Origin of the sequence: Mammaliicoccus sp. N-M50 (genome assembly GCF_022386995.1) — a bacterium.
GTDB lineage: Bacteria > Bacillota > Bacilli > Staphylococcales > Staphylococcaceae > Mammaliicoccus > Mammaliicoccus sciuri_A.
The window spans coordinates 384,716-407,510 of sequence record NZ_JAJNJA010000001.1; the positions used below are offsets into that span (position 1 = coordinate 384,716).

Here is a 22,795-nt window from a genome sequence, read left to right on the forward strand (position 1 = left end):
CTATTCGCCAACTAATTTTGTACCAATTCTTACATAAGAAGCACCTTCTAATATTGCTTCATTGAAATCATTGCTCATGCCCATAGATAATTCAGTGCAAGGTGCATATGATAAGTTTAAGGATTGTACTTTCTCTTTCAATAATCTTAGTTGGTTAAAATATTGTCTTAATTTTATTTTGTCTTCAGTTAATGGTGCCATAGTCATTAAACCAACTATTTCAATATGTTTAAAATCCTTAAGCTCTCGAATAAATGGGATAACTTCATCAGGCGACATGCCATGTTTTGATTCTTCTCCCGAAACATTCACTTGAACAAAGCATTTTACAACATGTTCAGCACGTTTTTCAATTTCTTTAGCTAATTTTAATCTATCTAATGCATGTAAATAATCAATTTCATTAATGATGTCTTTTACTTTTCTTGTTTGTAATGATCCAATAAAATGCATGATAGCATCATCTGGAAGATGCTTTTTCTTTTCCAAAAATCCTTCAATACGATTTTCTCCAAAGTTTTTCAAGCCTGCTTCATAAGCTTCTTTAGCTCGGTCTATTGTAACATATTTTGTCACAACAATCACTTGAGGCGCCGTATTAAATTCTGATTCTTCACTACTGTTACAAATTTGTGAATTGATTTCTACTAAATTTTCTTTTACTGATTTCAAATCTATACCTACTTTCTACCTATAAATGCAAGCATTCTACCAGTTTGCCCTTTTTCTACTCTATATGAGAAGAATAAATCCGTTTCACTAGCCGTACAATGATTCGTCTTAACGATATGTTCAGGATTAACACCATAATGTATGGCAAGTAGTTCATTTGCTTGTTTTAAATCTATGGCGTATCTATCTTGTCCTCTTTGTACAATGTACGCTTCAGAGTCTATTGGTAATGTTTTGAACTTTTGATAAATGTCTTCGTTAATTTCGTAACTGTCAGATGTGGATGGTCCTATAACAACTCTCAAATTTGAAACGTCTCCGTTATATTGTTCAATCATCTCTTTAATAATTTGGGAATACGTACCTCTCCATCCGGCATGACAAAGACCAATATAACCATTTTGCGTATCATATAAATAGATTGGTACACAATCTGCAAAGCACATCGTTAATAATAGGTCAGACTCATAAGTATAAAGTCCATCTATTCCATGAAGTGCTTCAGTTAATGCATTGATATTTGTACCTTTATCCTTTGAAGATACTTCTCGAACTTTATTCTCATGTGTTTGAATTGGAAATACCCAATTGTCACAACTAAAATTAATTTCATTGGCTAATATTTGCTGATGCTTTGAAATATTATCTGGATCGTCATTGATATATCGCGCCATATTAAATGCATTCTCCGGATATGGACTATAACCACCTTGACGAGTTGTAATACCTATCGTTAAATCATTTCTATCATCGGCTTCATATGATAAATAATGATTATGTTGATTAAAAATCTCTTTCATTTCATCTCTCCTAACAAAAAAAGTCATCAGGACTTAGCCTGATGACTTTTTAAGTTCATTTATCGTCTAGAGCGTCTAGAACGTCTATCTTCTCTATTTCGAATGAAACTTGGAATATCACTATCATCAGTTGATTCATTTGCTGATTTATTTTCAAATGAAGCTTTTCTACCTAGTGATTCTCCTTCTTCTCTTTTAGAAGCAGGTTCTTCTGTAGTTCCACCAAATGCTCCGCCACCTTGTGGTTTACGAGCATTAGAAGGTTTGTCATTAAATCCAGTAGCAATTACTGTAACGACTAATTCGTCTTGTAATTCTGGGTTTATAACTGTACCAAAGATCATATTAACATCTTCGTCTGCTGCATCTTGAACAATATCTGCTGCTTCTTGAGCTTCAAATAGTGAAAGTGACTCTCCACCTGTAATGTTCATTAAGACACCTTGTGCGCCTACGATTGAAGTTTCTAATAATGGTGAAGAAATGGCTTTTTTAGCAGCTTCGATTGCTCTATTTTCACCAGAAGATACACCGATACCCATTAATGCTGAACCTTGGTTAGACATAATAGTCTTAACGTCAGCAAAGTCTAAGTTAACTTCACCAGAAACAGCGATTAAGTCCGAGATACCTTGTACACCTTGACGTAATACATTATCTGCTTCTTTGAATGCTTCCATCATAGGTGTTGATTTATCAACGATATCTAAAAGACGATCATTAGGAATAACGATTAATGTATCTACTGCAGCTTTCATAGATTCTACACCAGCAGCAGCTTGAGTTTGACGTTTACGTCCTTCAAAGCTAAATGGACGTGTAACAACACCAACAGTTAATGCACCCATCTCTTTTGCGATTTTAGCAACAACTGGTGCAGCACCTGTACCAGTTCCGCCACCCATACCAGCAGTAACAAATACCATGTCAGCGCCTTGAATAGCATCTTCTATTTGTTCACGTGATTCTTCAGCAGCTTTTTTACCGATTTCTGGGTTTGCACCTGCACCTAATCCACGTGTTAATTTTTCACCAATTTGAATTTTAGATGAAGCTTTAGATAAGTTTAAAGCTTGACCATCTGTATTAATAGAAATAAATTCTACATTGTTCATTCCATGATCTATCATGCGGTTAACAGCGTTATTACCGCCACCACCAACACCAATTACTTTTAAAGTAGCTAAATGATTAAACCCTTGCTCAAATTCTAACATTTATTATCCTCCTAATCTTTATGACCCATCAATCAAATAACGATTTCATTAATTTTTTTAATACACTTGGCTTCTCTTCTTGACTTTCCGAATCATATTCTGTTTCGGAGACTCTGTCATGATCAGAATTTGAAGCTTTTGCGTCATTGTTTTTGTTTGATTTCTTTTTAAACCATTGTTCATATGGTTTAACTTTAGTTTCTTGAGTTTCTTCTTCGTATGTTTCTTCTTCGACATTATCAGCGTCATAATTATTCATTGTAACATAATCTAGTAGCTCATCAAAGTTAATTCCACTAGATATAGTAGATATACTAGAAGTAAACTCAGGTTTACGTATACCCATTTGAGACGGTGTATGTACACGTACTTTTTCATTAACCATATCTTGTAATAATTCTTTAATACCAAGTAGGTTTGAAGTACCACCTGTTACGACGAATCCACCGTTAACATTTGTAATACCCATATCTTGTAATAAATCAAATATTTCAAAGAAAATTTCTTCTACTCTTGATTCAATATTTTCACTTAATTCTTTTTGAGTGAATTGTGCGTGACCATCTTCGTTAATTTGTTCAACACTAAAGACATCTTGATCTGATGCAGAATCGTAGAATGCATGTCCATATTGTTGTTTAATCTTCTCGGCATTGTCATATGTAGTATTTAATGATTTCGCAATATCTGTTGTTATGCTTCTACCTGCCATTTCAATCGTATCAGCATCAACTAAATTGCCTCTTTCATAAAAGCCTACTTGCGTTAAATCTTCACCAATATCAATGACGCAAGCACCAAGTTCAACTTCTGTTGGAGATAATATAGATTGATAGTTATAAGCATCAGAAAATACTTCTAATACATCTACTCCACAAGATTCAACACATTTAATGATGTTGATTAATAATGATTTTGATGTTGCGATAACGCCTGCTTCTACTTTTAATGATTGCGTTGCAACCATCTCTTTAGGATCAGAAACCTCATGTAAGTCATCTACAATAAATTTCATTGGGAATACACCAATGACTTCAGTTTCAGGTACATCATTCAATTCTCTAATGCCCTCTAATACTGATTCTATATGACTGCCATTTATTTCAGTTTCTGTACCATCAAAAGGTATTTCAAATTTTTCGTCGTAAATCTCTGTATTCACGATAGGCATTTTTAAGAATACTTCTTTAATATCTATTCCAGAAGCAATTGCTGCTTTTTTGATTGTATCTTTAATTGCTTGTTTAGCGATATCAAAATCATCTATACAACCATTTCTTATACCATTCGTATAAGTTTGCCCTGTACCTATCACGTTAATGCCATTATGAAATTTTTCTCCTACTATTACTTTTACACTCGATGAACCTATATCTAAACTAATATAATAATGTTCCTCCATCGATAGGCACCTCCTCTAACACATGATAATCAAATTTAAACTATTATTAGTTTACATGATACTTGATTTAATGTGAACTAATTATAGGTTTATTTATTGATTTTTTTACTTATTCTTCTGATTTCTCAGTTGATTTTGGTTCTTCTCCAGATTTATCCAATTCTTTAGATAAATCTTGTAATGCTTGGTCTAATTTTTTCTGTTCAGTTTTATTGTTTTCATCTTGTTTTGTTTCTTTTTCTGAACGTTCTTTTTGCTGTTCTTCTGTTTCATACGGTAAGAATGTTACACCGACTTGTAAATCTAAAAATCCAGGTGTTTTGAGCGCTCCAGAATTGTCTCTCTCTAATTTATCAGAAATACTTGGATAATAGTTGATTTTATTCGCAAAAGTTTGAATATCTCCAACAACTTCTACATTATCTGTCATAAATAGTTGGATTCTATTCTGATTGTTCTCACCTGGCTTATAATTAATTTCCGATATCATTGATTTAACTTTAGGTTTCACCTTTTTCAATTCAGGAATCAATTTATTTAATTTTTTAGAACTGAAATCATTCAAAATCGGAACATCAATTGGTAAATCTGTTGATAAGTTTTTAATTGTTTTTCCATTTTCTAATAACGGTACGTAACGTTTTTTCTCTTTAACTAAGCCAATCGTTTCATATTCATTTACATTTACCGTTAAATCATTTGGAAAATGACGTTTAATTTCAACACTTTTAACGCCTTCAATTTCTTCGATTTTCGATTTCATATCACTTACAGGAATATTGTATATTCGAGAATCTTTTTTAATGTCTAAAGCTTTTTCGATATCCTTTTTAGATACGATTTCTTCACCTTTAATGTCCACTTGATCAACTTTACTGATGTCTGTAAACATGTACAGTAAAATCAAGATAACAAGGAGTATAACACCTATGAATACACCTAATTGAATTTGACGTCTACGTTTTCTTTTCTTCTTTAAAATTTCTAATCGTTCATCTTCCGTAGTCGTTTCAAATTGCAATATATCATCATTGTTATCAGAACTTTTATTCACGGTTGTCACTCCTTCTTTTCACAATTTCTAAAATGTTGGTAAATGTTTTTGGAAACTTTCAATAAATTCGTCGCCACGCGCTTCAAATGTATCATATTGATCCCAGCTTGCACACGCTGGTGATAGTAAGACAACATCATTAGATTGTATATAATCTTGAATCAAATTGACGGCATCTTTAACGTCATTTGCTTGCAAGACCTCTTTACCTTGACTCGCACCTAACGTTTTTAATTTATCTTTTGTTTCGCCAAATGTAACCATCAAACGGACATTATCCATATATGGTATTAAATCATCAAAGTCATTTCCTCTATCTAATCCACCACATAACCAAATGATTGGCGAATTAAATGAACTTAAAGCAAATCGTGTCGCTAAAGTATTCGTCGCTTTAGAGTCATTGTAATACTTATTACCTCTATTATTCCCAACATATTGAAGTCTATGTTTAATACCTGAGAATGTTGTTAAAGTATGCACAACCGACTTCACGTCAACACCAGATAATAATGAAGCTAATACAGCTACAAGTACATTTTCTAAATTATGTTTACCAGGTAATACAATATCTTGCGTATTGATAATTCTTATACCATTATATACGACATAATCATCTTCAATATAAATGCCATTTACTTTTTGATTAGTTGAAAAATATAATATTTTAGATTTAATATCATCTGTATTGATTAAATGTCTTTGTTCATAGTTAAAAATTAAATAATCGTCTTCGGTTTGATTCTTAAAAATATTTTTCTTAGCATTCTGGTATTCTTCTAAACTACCGTGATAATCCAAATGTGCAGAATAAATATTTGTAACAATCGCGATATGCGGACGATAATGGATTGTTCCTAAAAGTTGGAATGAAGATAGTTCAGTAATAAGATAATCGTCTTTCGTAACTTCTTGAGCAACTTTTGATGCAACTACACCAATATTACCGGAAACTTGACCATTCACTTTACTATTACCAAACATATCACCTATTAAAGAAGTCACCGTAGTTTTACCATTTGTACCGGTAATACCGATAATAGGTGCTTCTGAAATGTAATAACTTAATTCAACTTCTGTTATGATATCCAATCCTTGATTCATCGCTTCTTGCAATAGTGGAATATTGTAAGGTATACCAGGGTTTTTTACGATTAAAGGCTTATTATCGAGTAGTGACAATGGATGTTCACCACTGATTACACGTATCCCTTGTTGCTCTAATTCAAGTGCATGCGGATCAGATGATAAATCTTTACCGTCGTTAACTGTTACTTCAGCTCCTAATTTATGGCATAACTTTGCACTTTCATATCCACTTTTTGCTAAACCTAAAATAAGAACAGGTTTCTCTTTTAATGCATCATATGCTTTCATATTACATTACCCCTATCCATAAACCAATTGCACCAGTAACGATACCTGTAGCCCAGAATACTAATACTATTTTCCATTCACTCCAACCAACTAATTCGAAATGGTGATGCAATGGGCTCATTTTAAATATTCTTTTTCCTGTAAGCTTGAATGACGTTACTTGTAACATAACTGATAATGTTTCAATTACAAATACTAAACCGATTAATAATAATGTTATTTCTTGGTTAAGCATGATTGAAATCGTTGCGAAAATACCACCAAGCGCTAAGCTTCCAGTATCTCCCATGAACACTTTTGCTGGGTACTTGTTGTAAATTAAAAATCCAAATAAACTTGCAAGCATCACTAAACAGAATAACCCTATTTCTGGTTTATCAAGAATAAATGATAGTGCCGCGTAAAAACCAAATGCAATGATGGATAAACCAGTTGATAGACCATCTAATCCATCTGTTAAGTTCACAGCATTACTGAATCCAACTTGCCAAAATACTATGAATATAATGTAGAAAACAGACAATGGTAATGACCAATCAGTAAACGGAATGTTGATGGCAGTTTCAAATTCATAGTTTGGTAATATAACACTTACGATATAGAATACAACGGCTATCGCAATTTGAGCTAAGAATTTTTGTTTACTTGTTAAACCTTGGTTATTTTTCTTAACGACAATAATATAATCGTCTATAAAACCAATAAGTCCAAAACCTAGTGTTACAAATAATAACAGAATGAGCGGACCTACTTGCTCAACATAGAATAACGCAATGATTGTTACAACGATTGTTGCTAATAAGAACGTTAATCCACCCATAGTTGGTGTTCCTGTTTTCTTCATATGACTCTTAGGTCCTTCTTCTCGAATACTTTGCCCAAATTTTAATTTTTTAAGTGTTGGGATTAAAACGGGTACTAGTATCAAAGTCAATAAAAACGCAATGACAGGTAGCGTAAAATTCATAATTGTTCACCTTTTCTTTTGTATATTATCTATCATCCTGTGATTTATGATTCACTAGATGTTTTTTCTTCTTTACTATCTTTTTTATCATCTTTATTTTTGCTTTCATCTTTAGATGTTTCTTCATCATCTGGAACTTGTCCTATTGAATCATCACCATTCGGATGATTGTTAGAAAGTGTAAATTTAACTTTAGTACCAGATTTAATTGTTTGGTTCTGACTGACAGATTGCTCAGAAACATAACCAGAACCTTCTGATTCTACTTCAATACCTGTCGCTTCTTGTAATTTTAGTAAATCTCGTTTAGTCCAATTTTCAGTATCAGGCATCGTCATTTCACCGTCTGTAACGAGTAAAATCCTTTCTTTATCTTGGACATTTTTACCTTTAAGCGGTATTTGTTTCTTAATTTTATCACCTTTACCAATTACAATTGGCTCAAGTTTTTTACCTTTTATTGCATCAGTTGCTTTTTGTGTACTCATATTAACAACATCTGGTACATCTGATTCATTTGTCTTAGCTTTGCCTTCAGTTTCTTCTACATCTAAATATTTCAATGTGTTTTCCATAATTGGATTGAAACCTCTTGATACACCATACTCATACGCCTCTAAGTCACGTTTTTGTGCAAGTGACATACCAGCATAAACTACCACTTCAGGATCTTTAGCTGGCGCATAGCCCATAAAGCTTACGAAATAAGGATTGGCACCATCTACATAACCACCGTTTTTAGTATCTGGTACTTGAGCTGTACCGGTTTTACCTGCAACTCTGTAACCATCTATTTTATAGTTAGTAGCATGACTTTCTTTACTATTTACTACTTTATCTAATTCTGTCATTGTCTTCTTGGCTGTATCTTTAGATATTGGATTACCAACTACTTTTTTCTCGCCTTTTTTAATCGTTTCGTTACTTTCTTTGTTTTGAATCGATTTTACATAATAAGGTTCGAGCATATTACCTTGATTTATAATAGCTGTTTCAGCTTGTAACATTTGGATTGGCGTTACTGTAGTAGACTGACCAAATGAAGATGTCTTTCTTTGAAGTTCGTTATCAAATGCAATATTCCCTGGCGCTTCACTATCAAATAAGCCACCTGTTTTTTTACCGAAACCAAATTTCTCATAATATGCCTTTGCTTTATCAGCACCGACTAAGTCTTGAAGTTTCATCATTAATGTATTCGCTGAATATGTAAATCCAGTTGTCATAGGGATATTTCCCCAACCATCATCGTTCCAATCATAAATTTTAAATCCATCTATTTCTCTATGACCTGATTTAAATTTCTTGTTTGGTTCGAATTTACCTTCTTCAATTGCTGCAGCTAGACCATATGTTTTGAATGTTGAACCTGGTTCGTAAGTATTTTGATATAAATCATTCGCCCATTTTTTCCCGAAGTCTTTTTTCGTATCAGGATTAAACGTAGGTCTCTGACTGTAACCTAGAATTTCACCAGTTTTCGCATCCATGACAACCGCAAATAAATCTTTAGGTTCATAGCGATCTACCATTTCGTCGAGTGCATTTTCAACAAAGACTTGAATATTAGAGTCTAGTGTAAGATGTACATCATCACCATTTTGCGCTTTAATACTATCTTCACTGTTCGGTACGAGCATACCCCATATATCTTGCTTATAAGAGTTTTTACCCGTTTTTCCTTTTAAATAGCTATCAAATACTTTTTCAGCACCTGATACACCTTTTAATTTATTCGTATCTGGGTCTTTATCTGCTAAACCTATTAGATGAGACGCGAAATTACCATTAGGATAAAATCTTTTTTTCTCCGTTTCAAACGTCAATCCTGGTAATTTAAGCTTTTCAATTTGTGTTTTTTGTTTATAAGTTAAATCTTTACCTTTTTGACCAAACTCAACTTGAAAGGCATTTTTAGTTTTAAGTTTATCTAAAATATCATCTTCATCCATATCAAGAATTTTAGCTAATGCTTTAGCTGTTTTCTTCTTGTCTTTTACGTGTCGAGGTTTATCGCTACCTTCGCTCATTTTTTTATCTAATATTGCCACTAATTTATAACTATCTGTATCTTCGGCAAGCACTTTACCATTACGATCATAAATTTTTCCACGTTCAGGTTCAGCGACTGTTTGTCTTAAATATTTCTCACTTGCCCTGTACGCTAAATCTTCACCAGCTGAGTGACCACTGATCATTAAATACGAATATCTTACGGCCAATATAAAAAAGAGCAGTCCGAAAAAACTTACTAAGAGGACTGCTCCTATTTTATTTTTCTTTATTTTAATTTTGGGCATCACTACGCACTACCTTTACATTGTCATTATTCAACTTTAGACCGTAGTCTTCAGCTTTTTCGTAGATGCGTTCGTATGACGATTGTTTCATTGATTCCGTCTTCAAATCACTGTTTGTTGTTTGTTGTTGTTCAATTTTACTGTCTAATTCTGCGATTTGTGTCTTGTTATTATACGCATCCATTTTTAAAGATAGCATATAAATACTTATCAACGCAATCATAGTTATTAATGATATGTATACGACTTTTTCGATCCTCGATATTCCTACTACCTTGGTCTTTTTTACTTTTTTCTTCTGTGGTTCGAGTTGTGGCTCTTGCCACTCATCAGGTCTATAATTCGGATATACTCTTTCTACTGCCATTCAATTGCCACTCCTCTGTTTACTTCAAAATTTCCGCAACTCTTAACTTTGCACTTCTCGCTCTATTGTTATGCTCAAGTTCTTGTTCATCAGAAATAATTGGTTTTTTGTTTACTCTTTTTAGTTTCGGCTTGTACGCTTCCGGTATAACCGGCAATCCCCTTGGTACATCTGGGCCTTTTTCATATTCTTGAAAGACTTGTTTACACAAACGATCTTCTAAAGAATGGAATGTAATAACTGAAATTCTTCCGCCAACTTTAACGTGTTGTATTGCCGCTTCAATAGATGTTTCAAATGCACCTAATTCATCATTAACTGCTATTCTAATCGCTTGGAAGACACGTTTAGCAGGGTGTCCACCCTTTCTACGTTTAGCTGCTGGAATACCTTCTTTAATTAAATCCACTAGTTCGAAAGTCGTTTCTATAGGTGCTTGTTCTCTTCTTGCTTCAATCTTTCTAGCTATTTGTTTTGAAAATTTCTCTTCACCATATCTAAAAAAGATTTTGACAAGTTGTTCATATGACCATTCATTTACCACTTCATAAGCTGATAAAGATTGTGATTGATCCATTCTCATGTCTAATTTAGCATCATAATGGTAACTAAATCCTCGTTCTGGCGTGTCGAGCTGTGGACTAGATACACCAAGGTCATAAAGTACACCATCTACTTTACTAATATGTAGTTCTTCTAATATATGTTCTAAATTTCTAAAGTTGTTTTGTACAAAAATCACTTTATGCATATGGTCCTTTAAGATACCTTTAGCATGTTCAATTGCTGTTTCATCTTGATCGATTGCTATAAGTCGGCCTTGGTCATTCAATTGTTCAACTAGGTACAAACTATGACCAGCTCCACCTAATGTACAATCAACGTAAGTACCATCTGGTTTTATGTCTAATTTATCTACTGTTTCTTTCAATAGTACGGATACGTGATGAAACATTTAATTCACTCCTAAAAATCAAAGTCAATGAGATCTTCCGCAATGTCCTCAAAATTGTCTTCAGATTCATCATAAAAATCATTCCACGTAGAACGATCCCATATTTCAATTCGGTTAGAAACACCAATAACAGTACATTCTTTACTTAAATTAGCGTAACTTCTTAAATTTTGAGGGATGTTAATACGTCCTTGTTTGTCTAGTTCTACTTCAATCGCACCTGAGAAGAACATTCTCATGAATTTACGGGCATCTTTTTTTGTAATAGGTAAGGTTTTGAGTTTTTCTTCGATGCGCGCCCACTCTTCAAGTGTGTAGCCAAACAAACATTTATCTAGGCCTCTAGTGATAATAAAACGTTCGTTCAAATCATATCTGAATTTAGAAGGCACAATCATACGCCCTTTAGTATCCAATTGATGTTGGTATTCACCCATGAACATTTTATCTCACCTCACCTTATTTATAATTTACCACATTCCCCCACAATCCTCCACTATTTATACAAGATTTCTTAAAATTTGTGTAAATAGTAAAAAAAACACCCAATTTACGATTTCGTAAATTGGGTGTTAATCCTTGTTATGACTATAGTTCAAGCGTTATATGTTTAAAAGTGTAACGAAGTGGTGGATAGGTGGAGGGACTGAACATAGTAATCCCAAATTGATTCATTACTTGGATAGGATTCCACACTCTTTCTTGTAATCCGTGGTGAGGATGTAATGTATGCTCTACTATTTCGAAATGTCTCATACTGATTTCATTTTCTCTTTCAACATTTAATAAATATCTATCTATTAAATATTGATATTGGTGCTGATGTATTTGATTATTTTTTTCGACTAATTTTCTGTTTTGATAATCGTCACCAATTTCTTTAATCAGTTTTTGATGAAATTGAGATTGGCTTTCTTTCATTTCTTCAATTTCTCTTAAGACTTCATCAGAAGCTTTTGCTCTAATAAATTTTTCTTTATCGTTTTGAATACCATCTACTAAAACAGTATCTAGATCTAAGTTATAGTTATCGATACATTTTTTCGCTTCTTGCGTTAAATAACTAATACGCATACGCGGTGTAACTATAGGCATTTCAATATTAAATAAATTGAATACACCTTTTAATTCACCCCAATAAATAATTTCACTTGGCCCACCAATGAAACTTAAAGTATTAAATAAATATTCTTCCATTAAAGGTCTAGTTACAACATTATTAGAAAATCGTTCAGGATGTTCTTCTACAAGACTGAGTAATTCATCTTTAGTAAAGGTTACATCTGTATCTTTATTTAAATAGAATTTTTCATCTTCGTACATAATGAGCTGCCTTTTGTCGTCATGCTCATAGAATAAGTGAACATTACCATCCGTTAAAATCATGCGCTTTTTAATAACTTCAGCAAATTGGTCTTGTGTATTTCTAAATGCTGAATCTACTTCTTCATGTTTTTCAATGATTTCCTTGAAAAATGGTACTTCTAAAGATCTTAGTTCTGGATCATTCGCATCAATTAATAACAACCCATATTCTTTAAACACTTCATGTGTGATGACTTTAAAAATTTCACTCCATGATTCAGAAGACTCGATTGCTTTATGAATCAATGATTGAATATCTTTAGAGTGAACAGTTTCTCCGATAGAACTGAACATGTCATTTAAAGCATCTTTGATTAGTGTTTTATCAAAATGATAATGAGAAACACTCTTTTCTGGTGGTTCTAACGTACTATATTTCACCTTATTTAACTGTCTTGAAATACGATCATACGCATATGTATGATTCACTTCATCAAAATCATGATCTTCACCTGCTATCCAAAATACAGGAATAATTGGCGTATTTAATTTTTCACTTTGTTCGTTAGCTAAAACGATAATTGAAATGATTTTATGGAATGTATATAAAGGACCGGTAAAGAGTCCAGCTTGTTGACCACCAATAATGACTTTGTGACCACGTTTTAAATTTTCAATGTTTTCAAGTTGTTTATCTGTTAAATCCAATTGAGACATATAATTGTATATGACTTTTGAAAGAGCTTCTTCTCTACCATTAGCTGATAAATTCGAGCGTCTTTCGAATTCAGATTGGTCCCCTGGTTTATATCCATAAAAGTTTATAATTTCAGTATTATGATTTGTATATCTCTCTATAAAACTATTTTGTTGATCAATTACAGTCTTCTTACAGTCCATACGAGTCTTTCTCCTTCGAAATTAATTACTATCAATAGTATAAAGATTGTAGTTAAATAAAACAATCTAACGGCTTATAATTTAAAATTTTATTCAAATGAAGTATAATTAAGGAAAGAACAAGGGGGATTATCATGGCTAAAGTAGAACATTTACAAATTAATTACAAAACTGAAGAAGCATTCGAACAATTTCGTAACTTCGGAAACGAAGGTTTATATATGGTTGAAGAATTAAAAGGAAAAATGATCGATGCTAGTTCAGATTCACCATTTTACGGTATTTATGTTGGCGACAAGTTAGTAGCAAGAATGTGTTTATTTAAGCAAGATGAAGTAGAAAAAACTTACTTCCCAGCATTTAATGATTACCTCATTTTATGGAAACTAGAAGTATTAAGAGACTATCAAGATAGAGGATACGGCAAACAGTTATTAGATTACGCTAAGAGCTTCGATTTACCAATCAAATGTATCGCACGTAATCAATCTAAAGATTTCTTCTTAAATCATGGTTTCCAAGATATCGAGCAACAAAACCAATCCGGTGAAGATATTGTGATATGGACACCAGATAAATAATATACTAAAGGTCCCGTAGAGTGAGTGCTCTACGGGACCTTCTTTTCGTTTATATTCCCCATAATGTGTAGCAAGCAACTGCTGCCAATAAGATAATCATCACCAGTGCATGTGTCTTTTTAAACATATAAATGATTGCTAAATATTCTCTAATATATGCATTTGGATAGAAGTATGATTTCGATGATCCGCCCGTAACAGTTGCGTTCATTTTAATTTTCTTAGATAAAAATGCTGCTCTTAAAATATGAAAATGATTAGAAACAATCGTAGCAATTGCATGTTGTTTATAAGTGTTCATTATCTTCATAGAGAACACTAAATTTTCTTCTGTATTAGTTGATTTGTCTTCCATTATAATTTCTTCATTACGTATGCCTTGTTCCACTAAATATCGTCTCATCGCTTCAGCTTCACTGATTGCTTCATCCGAACCTTGGCCACCACTTACAATCATTTTAGTATCTAAACTTTTTCTTTTTAATTTAATCGCTTGATCTAATCTCGCTTTTAAAAGTGGTGTTACCTTTTCTCCTATAATACCTGCACCCAGTACGATAATAAAATCTTGTTTCTTTCTTTTAGAAATGCCACTCACAATCCAAGCGTATAAATTATGCAATATAAATATTAAATTCAAATAGTAAAACAAGCTAGAAATAGCAATTAATATCAATCCGTTCCATAATTCTACTAACAGATACGGTTTAAAAATAATGATTAAAAAGTTAATTAAGATGAAAGATCCGTAACCAATGACAATCATGTTTGTTACAATTTTACCTTCATTTGCTATTCGCTTTTTAGTATTTAATAAAGCTAAGAGCATAACCACAATTACAATTAAACAGTAAATGATATTCGCTATGATAATGTAATTAATATTTAGATTTAAATCTAATGTTGGCACAATGATTTCAATCAATATCGTACTCATTAAACTGATGATAAACAATCCTAATAAGAAGACATTTTTATATTGTCTAAAATCCACTAAATAACTGATTATAAATAAAATTAAAAATGCTAACGTAACAAACATCATCGTCACCTCCTAGCCTATTATTTTCACAATCAAAGTATATCATCATAACCAACAAGATACACATAAAATTATTTTCAGAATTTTCAAAATAAATATTGAATTAGGTCAATATAGCTGATATACTATTTCACATTACTTACTTAAATATAGGAGGCAATTTATATGGAATATCAATCATCAAGTAGTCAAACAAAGGACGAATGTGAATCCACCTTTGGTAACAAAATGTTAACTATGTCGTATCAATCATCAAAAGGATGGTCTTCTCCTATCATTAAAGATTATGCACCTATCACAATTTCTCCAAGTGCACAATGTCTTCATTATGGTCAAACCGTTTTTGAAGATATGGTCGCCTATCATATCAATGACGATATTCATATCTTCAAACCTTTCGAGCACTTTGAAAAGTTCAATCAATCACTGAACCGAATCGAAATGCTAGCTATTAATAAAAGCGAGCTACTTTTAGGCATCCAACACCTTATTAATCAAGAACGTCAACTATTCGATTTACATGAACATCAACCTGTTAACATTAGAACAGTTATGTTTGCATCAGAGAATAAATTAGGTGTTAGTAAATCTGATACATATGAACTCATTACATTCCTATCTCCACTACCTAAAAAGCTGAATTGCCTAACACCAGAACTTATAAAAGCACATGTAGAAGATGAATATGTTAAATCTGTTACAGGTGGTGCTGGTTTTACACAATTTGGTGGTAACTACGCCGCTTCATACGCTGCAAAATCTAAAGCAGCTCAATTCGGATACGACCATGTAATTTGGCTAGATGGTAGAGAGAGAACCTATATAGAAGAATTAAATAATATGAACATTTTCTTTGTTATCAATCATACACTGATTACGCCAGCATTAGACGGTATTACAGTACCAGGTGTAACACGACAATCAATTATTGAATTAGCAAAAGAATTAGGCTATCAAATAGAAGAAAGAGAAATTAGTATTGACGAAGTCCTTCAATCATATAAAGATGGATTATTAACAGAAGTCTTTAGTACGAGTACTTTGAATGCTATCACCCCTGTCTGTGAAATTAAATATAAAGACAATGTTTTAACCATTCATAACAATAAAATCGGACCAATTACACAACATTTATATACAACTTATACATTTATTCAGCAAGGTAAGCTTCCAGACATGCATCAATGGAACTATACAATCGAACGAGAACCAATCAAAATGTAGTATCTGTAAAAAGACTGGCACAACAATTTTGCCAGTCTTTTTTATTTGGAAAAATCAATGTTAGTGGGAGCTTCTATGTTGCTTGTTTGGTGTGTCTTGCAACATACGGAGCTTCTATGTTGCTTGTTTGGTGTGTCTTGATAAATACGTGGCACTTATTTATCTTGTTTCACCAGTCTTGATAAATACCAGGCACTTATTTATCTTGTTTAGTCAGTCTTGATAAATACGAGGCACCTATTTATCTTGTTTGGTCAGTCTTGATAAATACGAAGCTCCTATTTATCTTGTTTAGTCAGTCTTGATAAATACGAGGCACTTATTTATCTTGTTTGGTCAGTCTTGATAAATACGAGGCACTTATTTATCTTGTTTGGACAGTCTTGATAAATACCAGGCACTTATTTATCTTGTTTGGACAGTCTTGATAAATAGGAGGTCCTCAACATTGCTTGTCGCGTCTCACTTGCAATATTCAGACCTCCAACATTGCTTGTCGCGTCTCAGTTGCAATATTCAGACCTCCAACATTGCTTGTCACGTCCCACTTGCAATCTTTTCCCATCCTATTTCTAAAAATATGAAAAGGAGTCTAGAACATTTCTGTCCCAGACTCCTTATGAACTTTATTTATCTTTCACTTCTTTAATGACTAAATTATCTAATACGAAATCTTTAGTCCCTTCAAAGTTCACTTGGCCTTCATTTTTAACACCTTTATTGTCTGCCTTTTTATCTGTTGATGCTATGCCAATCCATGTTTGACCATTTTTATGACCTTTAATTGTCGTTTTGAATTGACGATGTTTTTTATTATCTACAGTACCTTTCAATGGTGTTTCTTTATATTTTTGATTATCAATATTGTCGTTACCTGTAGCAAAAGCATATGTGTCATCAGATCCTGCTTCATAATCAAATGAAACTTCATATGTCTTATTTGGTTCAAATCTAAAGTTTTGAGGTATCGTTTGATAAGCAAGTTTATTCTTTTCTACTTGACCATTAATTTTTAATGACCATGTACCATCGATGACATCACTTATACGTTTATTGTTCCACCCACGTTGTGTATATGGTGCATGTTTTTCGGATAAGTGTGTTCTGTTATCTTCTACGCCTTCAATATCAGATACGACAAACGGGAATATGCCTTGAGGTACTTTTTCAAAATTTTGTTTAAACACTTTATCTTGTGAATATAATTGTTGATCATTTTCAAAAATTCGAATGTCATCAAAATATGTGACACCTTCACCTTTATCTCTAGAAAGCATTAAAGTTGCTTTACCATTTTTAGGTGCTTTAAAGTGCACATACATATTTTGAAAATAACTGTCATTACCTTTCGTTGCAGATTCTTTAGTTGTATTATGAGCGTTAGCTTTAACATAATTTTTAGCGATGGATTTAGTTGTATAATTTTGATGTGTCGTACCATCTGCATCTACACTAATACGTGCTTTTTGATCACTTCGATTATCCACACCAACATAAACTGCATATTGTTTACCAGGTTTCAAATCTGTTAATTTTTGTTTCAATTCAACATTTTTCTTCGGATTATTAATCGTTAACATATTGTCGCTACTGTTTGATTTCGTAATAGAAACGTCTTTTTTAGATCCTTTAATTTTCCAATCTTTAAGATTTTCTGCATTAAATCCTGGATCTTTAATATGCATATCTTCTCCGTATTTTACTTTCTCATTACGTTGTTTTGATTTATACAATACATATGGTGTATTTGCTTTAACATTGCTTAAAGTAACTTTTCCATCTTTAACGCGCACATTATCAACATATTGACGACCATGCTCTGTTAGTTGGTATAATTTTAAATGCTTACTATTCCAACCTTTTGGTAATTCCCAAGTTGATTCTCCACCATCTTCATTATAATGATAGAGCTTTTGTTTCTTACTGTTTAATTGCTTGCCATTTTCATCCCAGTTCCATGGAATTAAATATTTATTGTCATCTAATATCTTTTGACCATTTAACGTTATCGTTCTAGATCTGTAGTTTTCTTTGTCATTTTCATAATCATTAGATTTACGTTTAATAACTACTTTATCTTTACCATTTTTTAATTGGATTTCCATTTCAGGCGTCCATTCAACTGTTTGGTCATTTGCTGTCATTTTGACTGGCTTGCCATCTACCCACTTCGTAACTTCAAAGTGCTGTAAGTATTTAGTAGATAAATTTGTTTTAAAGATATTGTTGATGTATTCATCAAAGTTGTTTCTACCTTGCCAACCTTCAAAGTCTTTCATATCATATCCACCGAGTAATGGATAATCAGCTGCGCCTGAATAAGTTTGGTAATTACCTACCCAAGAGTCTTTCTCGTGGTTTCGAATAAATCTTGCGACTTTTGAATTAATCCCTTTGTTTTCATATCCACCATAAGTTAAATCTGCAGCCCAATGTTGGAATGTTGAATCATATTCCATACCGTGACCCCATTCAACAGCTACTCTCCAACCTAAATCTTGTATTTCTTTTGCTAATTGATGAGACATCCAAGCTTGGTTATCACCTGATTGACCATTGCCCCATACATCTACATAAATAAAGTCTAAATCTTTACCTACTTTATCTTTAAAAGCTTTTAATCGGTCTTTCCTACCGTGCAACATGTCATATTTTGCATCAATGTTAATACCTTGATCTAACCAATTCCAACCATAATTATACGTACCGTCTTCATTTTTTCTTAAACGGTCGGGATTAAATGCTTTAGACTCTGGATATGTTTCACTCGCATTAATATGTACGCCAAACTTTGCACCATATTTCTTACCGTTCTTAAGTAATTTCTTCATATCTTCTGCGCCACCAATACGTTGACCAATATTATCATAATCAAGATGACCAGAATCGTGACCTTCACTACCATATCCTTTTAATATAATGGACTGACCTAACCCATCTGTATTTAAATTAACTTTTTTTACACCATCAAGCGATTTTAAAAATGGATTTTGTGCTTGTGAACCGAAATTCATTGCGATACGGTGTGCAACTAAATCAGGTACAGACTCTGAACTTGTCGGATGATTCATGATAGCTCTATATGCAATAGCACCATCTTGCCAATCTGTTTTTCCATCACCATTTTCATCATCTGTTATAACAACTTTTGTTTTCGGCATTAATTGTTGTTCTTTAGCATTTTCATAACCTTGACCAGGCTGCAATATCCATTTAGAACTGGATAAACCGACATATTTATCTTTATCTACTTGTTCCGAAGTCGCATTTATTCTCGTATAATCTAACTCTCCAGTTCCTTCAGAATGTTGTGAATTACTCCAAACACCTGCACTCGTCTTATCATTTGAAACAAAACCATACATCATTGGATAATTAAAATCATCTTCAATATCTTTGTTAACTTTAAAGTTTTTATCGCCACTTTTCATCGTATTTGTAGACATACGTGTTGTTTGTAAGTTAGCATTTTTCTGTTTAGAATTCACAGAAACTAATGAATGATTAGGTATTTCAATATCTTTTATTATAGTATCATCACTTTTACCATCTAACTTATTTTTATAATCCTTCATATCAAAATGCAATTGGTTATCTTTAACCTTCATCTCAATTGTAAATTCAGCATCTATTTTTTTATCTTTATTAGAAGCAATTAATTGATATTGAGCTGCATGTGCATTAAGTTTTTTATACTTAACTTTCGGTTGAACCGATTTACCATTCACTTTAATCGTCTTAATTTCTTTAACTTGGCCATCCATCTTCTTACCATTTTTCAAAGTATATTCAATAGCCCTTGGAAATGACTTATCAACCATCACTTTCATCTTATTGCCCTTTAATACGTCCCCTTTGTCTTTTGCTTCTACATGATGATTCGTCAGCGTTAATAAGCTGAACAACATAACAGAAACAATTGATACGACAAACAGTTTTTTCCTCCATACAAATGTTTTATTACTAAAATTCAAATTAAACACCCCTTTTTAAATTTGAAAACTTACATTTATTGTATACTTTTATATCATTATAGTCTAGCGTTTTTGTTCTATAATGTTTGATTTAACTTTCTATTTTGTTCATATAAACAAAAAGAACGAAATGATGAGATTCATCATTCCGTTCACAATTCATACTATTTATTTATAATTTTTAATTACTCTGACTATCAGTGCAATCATGGGAAAAATCATTAAGACAAGAACAATATAATATAAATTAACAATACTATTTTCCCAAGTAATTGGCACAATCACACCAAGTGCCATAATAAGCACTAAAATGATAATGTTAACAAACATGCATACTAACAAATCACGAAAACTTGATTTATTCTTGTAATCGAATGTTTGCTTCCAAAAATTTATATATGTCATAAGCAACCCTCCATTCCATTTACAGAATATACCAAATATATCAATTAATATCAATTGTTTTTTAGTGGATCATAAAAAATATTAAGAACATAATTTGTTTTAAATTACTCAAATAAGTTAAACTTAATTTACTATCTAGAATGATGAGGCATATTATGAATTTATGACATATTCAAAAGGACTGATAAAGATAATGAAGGTTAATATCGAAAAATATAATCCTTATTGGGTAAATCTTTTTGCAAAAGAATCAAACAATATAAAAAGAATACTTGGTGATGAATTACATTCAATTCATCATATCGGTAGTACATCGATTCCACATATATCTGCAAAGCCAATTATAGATATTATGCCTATCGTTAATAATATTGACAATGTGGATAAATATAATCTTGCTTTTGAAGAGTTTGATTATGATGTGCATGGCGAATATGGAATCGTTAATAGAAGATACTTTACTAAATTTGATAAAGAAACAAATAAAAAACTTTACCATGTTCATATTTATGATCGTAAAGATGATAAAAACATTATTCGCCATCTCGCTTTTAGAGACTTCTTAATTGAGTTTCCAAAAGTAGCAAAAGAATATGAGGATTTAAAAATGATGCTCATTAATAAGTATTGTGGAGACAAAGAGCAATATGTAAATGGAAAAAATGAATTTGTAAAAATGACTGAAAAACTTGCTATAAATTGGTATTTACAAAAAAAGATTACCGACTATAATTCTTATCAAAAATAAAATATAGGTGATAACAATGATACATATAAAAGAATTTTATAATTCATTACCAGAGTTGGAGAATAAAGAACTGTCTAAAATACATAATGAAATCTTCGATACAAATGAAAATTTAAACGACAAATTCTTAAGTAAAAATAAAGTTATAATTTTAGTCGCCTATAAAGAAAAGACAATTGTTGGATATAAAATTGGATATGAAATTGATTGTTCTACATTTTACAGTTGGTTAGGTGGCGTTGAAAAAAATAATCGAAATCATGGAATTGCGCAAATGCTTATGGATAAACAAATAAGCATATTAAAAAGTAAAAGGTATGAAAAAATTCAAACTAAAACTTTTAATAAATGGAAAAGCATGCTCATTTTAAATATAATAAATGACTTTCAAATAAAAAATTGTTATCCAGATAAAAATGACTTAGCGATTATTTTAGAGAAAGATATCAAATAGTAAATTACAAAAATAATCTACAACATAAATACTTGATGATCCATGTTGTAGATTATTATACTTTTGACACATATTTGACACCTGCATTCTGCTTTACTTTTATTAACCTTCTATAGAATATCCTTTGTAGTTATTACAATTTTTATAACGTTGGCGTTACGTTGGCGCAGTTACGCTATTTAACAAACCTTTTATATATACAAAAAAATCCCGTCATATCTACGTTACAAGTAACGAGATACAACGGGATATTGGTAATTTACGTCCTGGGAGGGAGTTTATCACTCTTTATAACCATTGATATAACAGTATTTATATATCTTTTTTGGGGACTATATGGGGATTAAAATATTTTTACTTAATTTTATGACGTCACTTTTTTAATACTTTTTGACCAATAACTAGATCCAATTATATCACTAGTCTGCAACCACATAAACAAAAAAACCACTCTAGTCAATGAAGGGTTTCCTAGAGTGGCCAAACAAAAACAGATTATATTAGTTGTACAAGGATAAACAAAATGGGTGTTAAGCTAATCCTTGTATTACTAAATTACCAAATTATGCTAAATATTACAATATAAAATTAAAAATATCCCATCACATAAGGTGACGGGATCAAAAATATCATATAGAGATTTAATTTGTATATATGGAAAGAGAGAATTAAATCTATAAATCAAGTTTAACATATTAAATTTTCCATGTAAATCAACTATATTATCAAATATTTAATTGTGGTAAATTACACTTTTAAACCCCGTTAAATCAACGTTTCAAATTTTTAAAACATCCATTTACACACACTTTTTCAATTCGTTATGACCAAATTATGACCATTATTTTTTAGGTTTAAAATGCAGTTCGCACTACACATTATAAGTGAATTTATTCACACATTTTTACATTCTATTTTCAACATTTTCAGCAAGTTGAGAGTGGGTCGATTAATTTACTTTTAGAATCAGTACCGGGCAAAGTTTAGGCTACCCTAAAATATTTTCAAGCAATATTTAATATCAGTATCACAAAAATTTATGACCACCCCT

General features: G+C 31.9%; 19 protein-coding genes. 4 read left to right on the top strand and 15 right to left on the bottom strand.

The window, feature by feature from the left end; genetic code table 11:
- From LQ622_RS01920 to bshC, 12 genes are all read right to left on the bottom strand, one after another.
- Positions 1–672: a YggS family pyridoxal phosphate-dependent enzyme gene (locus LQ622_RS01920; RefSeq protein ID WP_107617819.1), complete on the bottom strand. Its 672-nt coding sequence runs from the start codon at positions 670–672 to the stop codon at positions 1–3.
- Positions 673–680: 8 nt separating this feature from the next.
- The gene (gene pgeF / locus LQ622_RS01925) at positions 681–1,472 is read right to left on the bottom strand and encodes a peptidoglycan editing factor PgeF (RefSeq protein WP_239762325.1); all 792 of its coding nucleotides are present in this window, start codon (positions 1,470–1,472) and stop codon (positions 681–683) included.
- Positions 1,473–1,531: 59 nt separating this feature from the next.
- The gene (gene ftsZ, locus LQ622_RS01930; protein WP_037587538.1) at positions 1,532–2,689 is read right to left on the bottom strand and encodes a cell division protein FtsZ; all 1,158 of its coding nucleotides are present in this window, start codon (positions 2,687–2,689) and stop codon (positions 1,532–1,534) included.
- A 28-nt stretch (positions 2,690–2,717) separates the two neighbouring features.
- A complete protein-coding gene (gene ftsA / locus LQ622_RS01935) occupies positions 2,718–4,091 on the bottom strand; it encodes a cell division protein FtsA (protein WP_239774636.1) in 1,374 nt (457 codons plus the stop codon).
- Positions 4,092–4,200: 109 nt separating this feature from the next.
- Positions 4,201–5,145, bottom strand: a complete 945-nt coding sequence (locus LQ622_RS01940) for a cell division protein FtsQ/DivIB (protein WP_191836222.1) — start codon at positions 5,143–5,145, stop codon at positions 4,201–4,203.
- 27 nt (positions 5,146–5,172) lie between these two features.
- The gene (gene murD / locus LQ622_RS01945; protein ID WP_107596655.1) at positions 5,173–6,522 is read right to left on the bottom strand and encodes a UDP-N-acetylmuramoyl-L-alanine--D-glutamate ligase; all 1,350 of its coding nucleotides are present in this window, start codon (positions 6,520–6,522) and stop codon (positions 5,173–5,175) included.
- A gap of 1 nt (position 6,523) precedes the next feature.
- Positions 6,524–7,489, bottom strand: a complete 966-nt coding sequence (mraY, locus tag LQ622_RS01950) for a phospho-N-acetylmuramoyl-pentapeptide-transferase (RefSeq protein ID WP_191836221.1) — start codon at positions 7,487–7,489, stop codon at positions 6,524–6,526.
- Between the two features lie 44 nt (positions 7,490–7,533).
- Positions 7,534–9,789, bottom strand: coding sequence for a penicillin-binding protein (locus LQ622_RS01955; RefSeq protein WP_037587531.1), 2,256 nt, complete (start codon positions 9,787–9,789; stop codon positions 7,534–7,536).
- Positions 9,776–10,156: a cell division protein FtsL gene (gene ftsL, locus LQ622_RS01960; protein WP_037587528.1), complete on the bottom strand. Its 381-nt coding sequence runs from the start codon at positions 10,154–10,156 to the stop codon at positions 9,776–9,778. The genes LQ622_RS01955 and ftsL overlap by 14 nt, the downstream gene beginning before the upstream one ends.
- Positions 10,157–10,175: 19 nt before the next feature.
- Positions 10,176–11,111, bottom strand: coding sequence for a 16S rRNA (cytosine(1402)-N(4))-methyltransferase RsmH (rsmH, locus tag LQ622_RS01965; RefSeq protein ID WP_037587526.1), 936 nt, complete (start codon positions 11,109–11,111; stop codon positions 10,176–10,178).
- Between the two features lie 11 nt (positions 11,112–11,122).
- Complete coding sequence (gene mraZ / locus LQ622_RS01970; protein ID WP_025904608.1) at positions 11,123–11,554, bottom strand: division/cell wall cluster transcriptional repressor MraZ; 432 nt, start codon at positions 11,552–11,554, stop codon at positions 11,123–11,125.
- Positions 11,555–11,699: 145 nt separating this feature from the next.
- Positions 11,700–13,316, bottom strand: coding sequence for a bacillithiol biosynthesis cysteine-adding enzyme BshC (gene bshC, locus LQ622_RS01975; RefSeq protein ID WP_126476921.1), 1,617 nt, complete (start codon positions 13,314–13,316; stop codon positions 11,700–11,702).
- Positions 13,317–13,450: 134 nt separating this feature from the next.
- Here bshC and LQ622_RS01980 point away from each other — a divergent pair, with 134 nt between their 5' ends.
- Positions 13,451–13,897, top strand: coding sequence for an N-acetyltransferase (locus tag LQ622_RS01980; protein ID WP_037587520.1), 447 nt, complete (start codon positions 13,451–13,453; stop codon positions 13,895–13,897).
- A 49-nt stretch (positions 13,898–13,946) separates the two neighbouring features.
- Here the strand turns inward: LQ622_RS01980 and LQ622_RS01985 are convergent, their stop codons facing one another.
- Complete coding sequence (locus LQ622_RS01985) at positions 13,947–14,942, bottom strand: YdcF family protein (protein ID WP_239774637.1); 996 nt, start codon at positions 14,940–14,942, stop codon at positions 13,947–13,949.
- Positions 14,943–15,104: 162 nt separating this feature from the next.
- On the opposite strand from LQ622_RS01985, the gene LQ622_RS01990 reads away from it, so the two are divergent.
- Positions 15,105–16,163, top strand: coding sequence for an aminotransferase class IV (locus LQ622_RS01990; protein WP_239774638.1), 1,059 nt, complete (start codon positions 15,105–15,107; stop codon positions 16,161–16,163).
- 626 nt (positions 16,164–16,789) lie between these two features.
- Here LQ622_RS01990 and LQ622_RS01995 read toward each other — a convergent pair.
- Together LQ622_RS01995 and LQ622_RS02000 are read right to left on the bottom strand one after the other, a co-directional pair.
- A complete protein-coding gene (locus LQ622_RS01995) occupies positions 16,790–20,137 on the bottom strand; it encodes an endo-alpha-N-acetylgalactosaminidase family protein (protein ID WP_275590359.1) in 3,348 nt (1,115 codons plus the stop codon).
- A 168-nt stretch (positions 20,138–20,305) separates the two neighbouring features.
- On the bottom strand, positions 20,306–20,542 hold the full coding sequence (locus LQ622_RS02000) for a hypothetical protein (RefSeq protein ID WP_037559882.1): 237 nt from the start codon (positions 20,540–20,542) through the stop codon (positions 20,306–20,308).
- Positions 20,543–20,735: 193 nt separating this feature from the next.
- Here LQ622_RS02000 and LQ622_RS02005 point away from each other — a divergent pair, with 193 nt between their 5' ends.
- Both LQ622_RS02005 and LQ622_RS02010 read left to right on the top strand, forming a co-directional pair.
- Positions 20,736–21,290 carry a GrpB family protein gene (locus LQ622_RS02005; protein ID WP_239762322.1) on the top strand — a complete coding sequence of 185 codons (555 nt, stop codon included), beginning with the start codon at positions 20,736–20,738 and terminating at the stop codon, positions 21,288–21,290.
- Positions 21,291–21,306: 16 nt separating this feature from the next.
- Positions 21,307–21,744 carry a GNAT family N-acetyltransferase gene (locus tag LQ622_RS02010; RefSeq protein ID WP_239748051.1) on the top strand — a complete coding sequence of 146 codons (438 nt, stop codon included), beginning with the start codon at positions 21,307–21,309 and terminating at the stop codon, positions 21,742–21,744.
- Positions 21,745–22,795 lie beyond the last annotated feature (1,051 nt).

Coding starts and splice junctions, on each gene's coding strand:
- pgeF (WP_239762325.1), bottom strand. CDS start 1,472: ATGAAAGAGATTTTTAATCAACATAATCATTATTTATCATATGAAGCC.
- ftsZ (WP_037587538.1), bottom strand. CDS start 2,689: ATGTTAGAATTTGAGCAAGGGTTTAATCATTTAGCTACTTTAAAAGTA.
- ftsA (WP_239774636.1), bottom strand. CDS start 4,091: ATGGAGGAACATTATTATATTAGTTTAGATATAGGTTCATCGAGTGTA.
- murD (WP_107596655.1), bottom strand. CDS start 6,522: ATGAAAGCATATGATGCATTAAAAGAGAAACCTGTTCTTATTTTAGGT.
- mraY (WP_191836221.1), bottom strand. CDS start 7,489: ATGAATTTTACGCTACCTGTCATTGCGTTTTTATTGACTTTGATACTA.
- LQ622_RS01955 (WP_037587531.1), bottom strand. CDS start 9,789: ATGCCCAAAATTAAAATAAAGAAAAATAAAATAGGAGCAGTCCTCTTA.
- ftsL (WP_037587528.1), bottom strand. CDS start 10,156: ATGGCAGTAGAAAGAGTATATCCGAATTATAGACCTGATGAGTGGCAA.
- rsmH (WP_037587526.1), bottom strand. CDS start 11,111: ATGTTTCATCACGTATCCGTACTATTGAAAGAAACAGTAGATAAATTA.
- mraZ (WP_025904608.1), bottom strand. CDS start 11,554: ATGTTCATGGGTGAATACCAACATCAATTGGATACTAAAGGGCGTATG.
- bshC (WP_126476921.1), bottom strand. CDS start 13,316: ATGGACTGTAAGAAGACTGTAATTGATCAACAAAATAGTTTTATAGAG.
- LQ622_RS01980 (WP_037587520.1), top strand. CDS start 13,451: ATGGCTAAAGTAGAACATTTACAAATTAATTACAAAACTGAAGAAGCA.
- LQ622_RS01985 (WP_239774637.1), bottom strand. CDS start 14,942: ATGATGTTTGTTACGTTAGCATTTTTAATTTTATTTATAATCAGTTAT.
- LQ622_RS01990 (WP_239774638.1), top strand. CDS start 15,105: ATGGAATATCAATCATCAAGTAGTCAAACAAAGGACGAATGTGAATCC.
- LQ622_RS02000 (WP_037559882.1), bottom strand. CDS start 20,542: ATGACATATATAAATTTTTGGAAGCAAACATTCGATTACAAGAATAAA.
- LQ622_RS02005 (WP_239762322.1), top strand. CDS start 20,736: ATGAAGGTTAATATCGAAAAATATAATCCTTATTGGGTAAATCTTTTT.
- LQ622_RS02010 (WP_239748051.1), top strand. CDS start 21,307: ATGATACATATAAAAGAATTTTATAATTCATTACCAGAGTTGGAGAAT.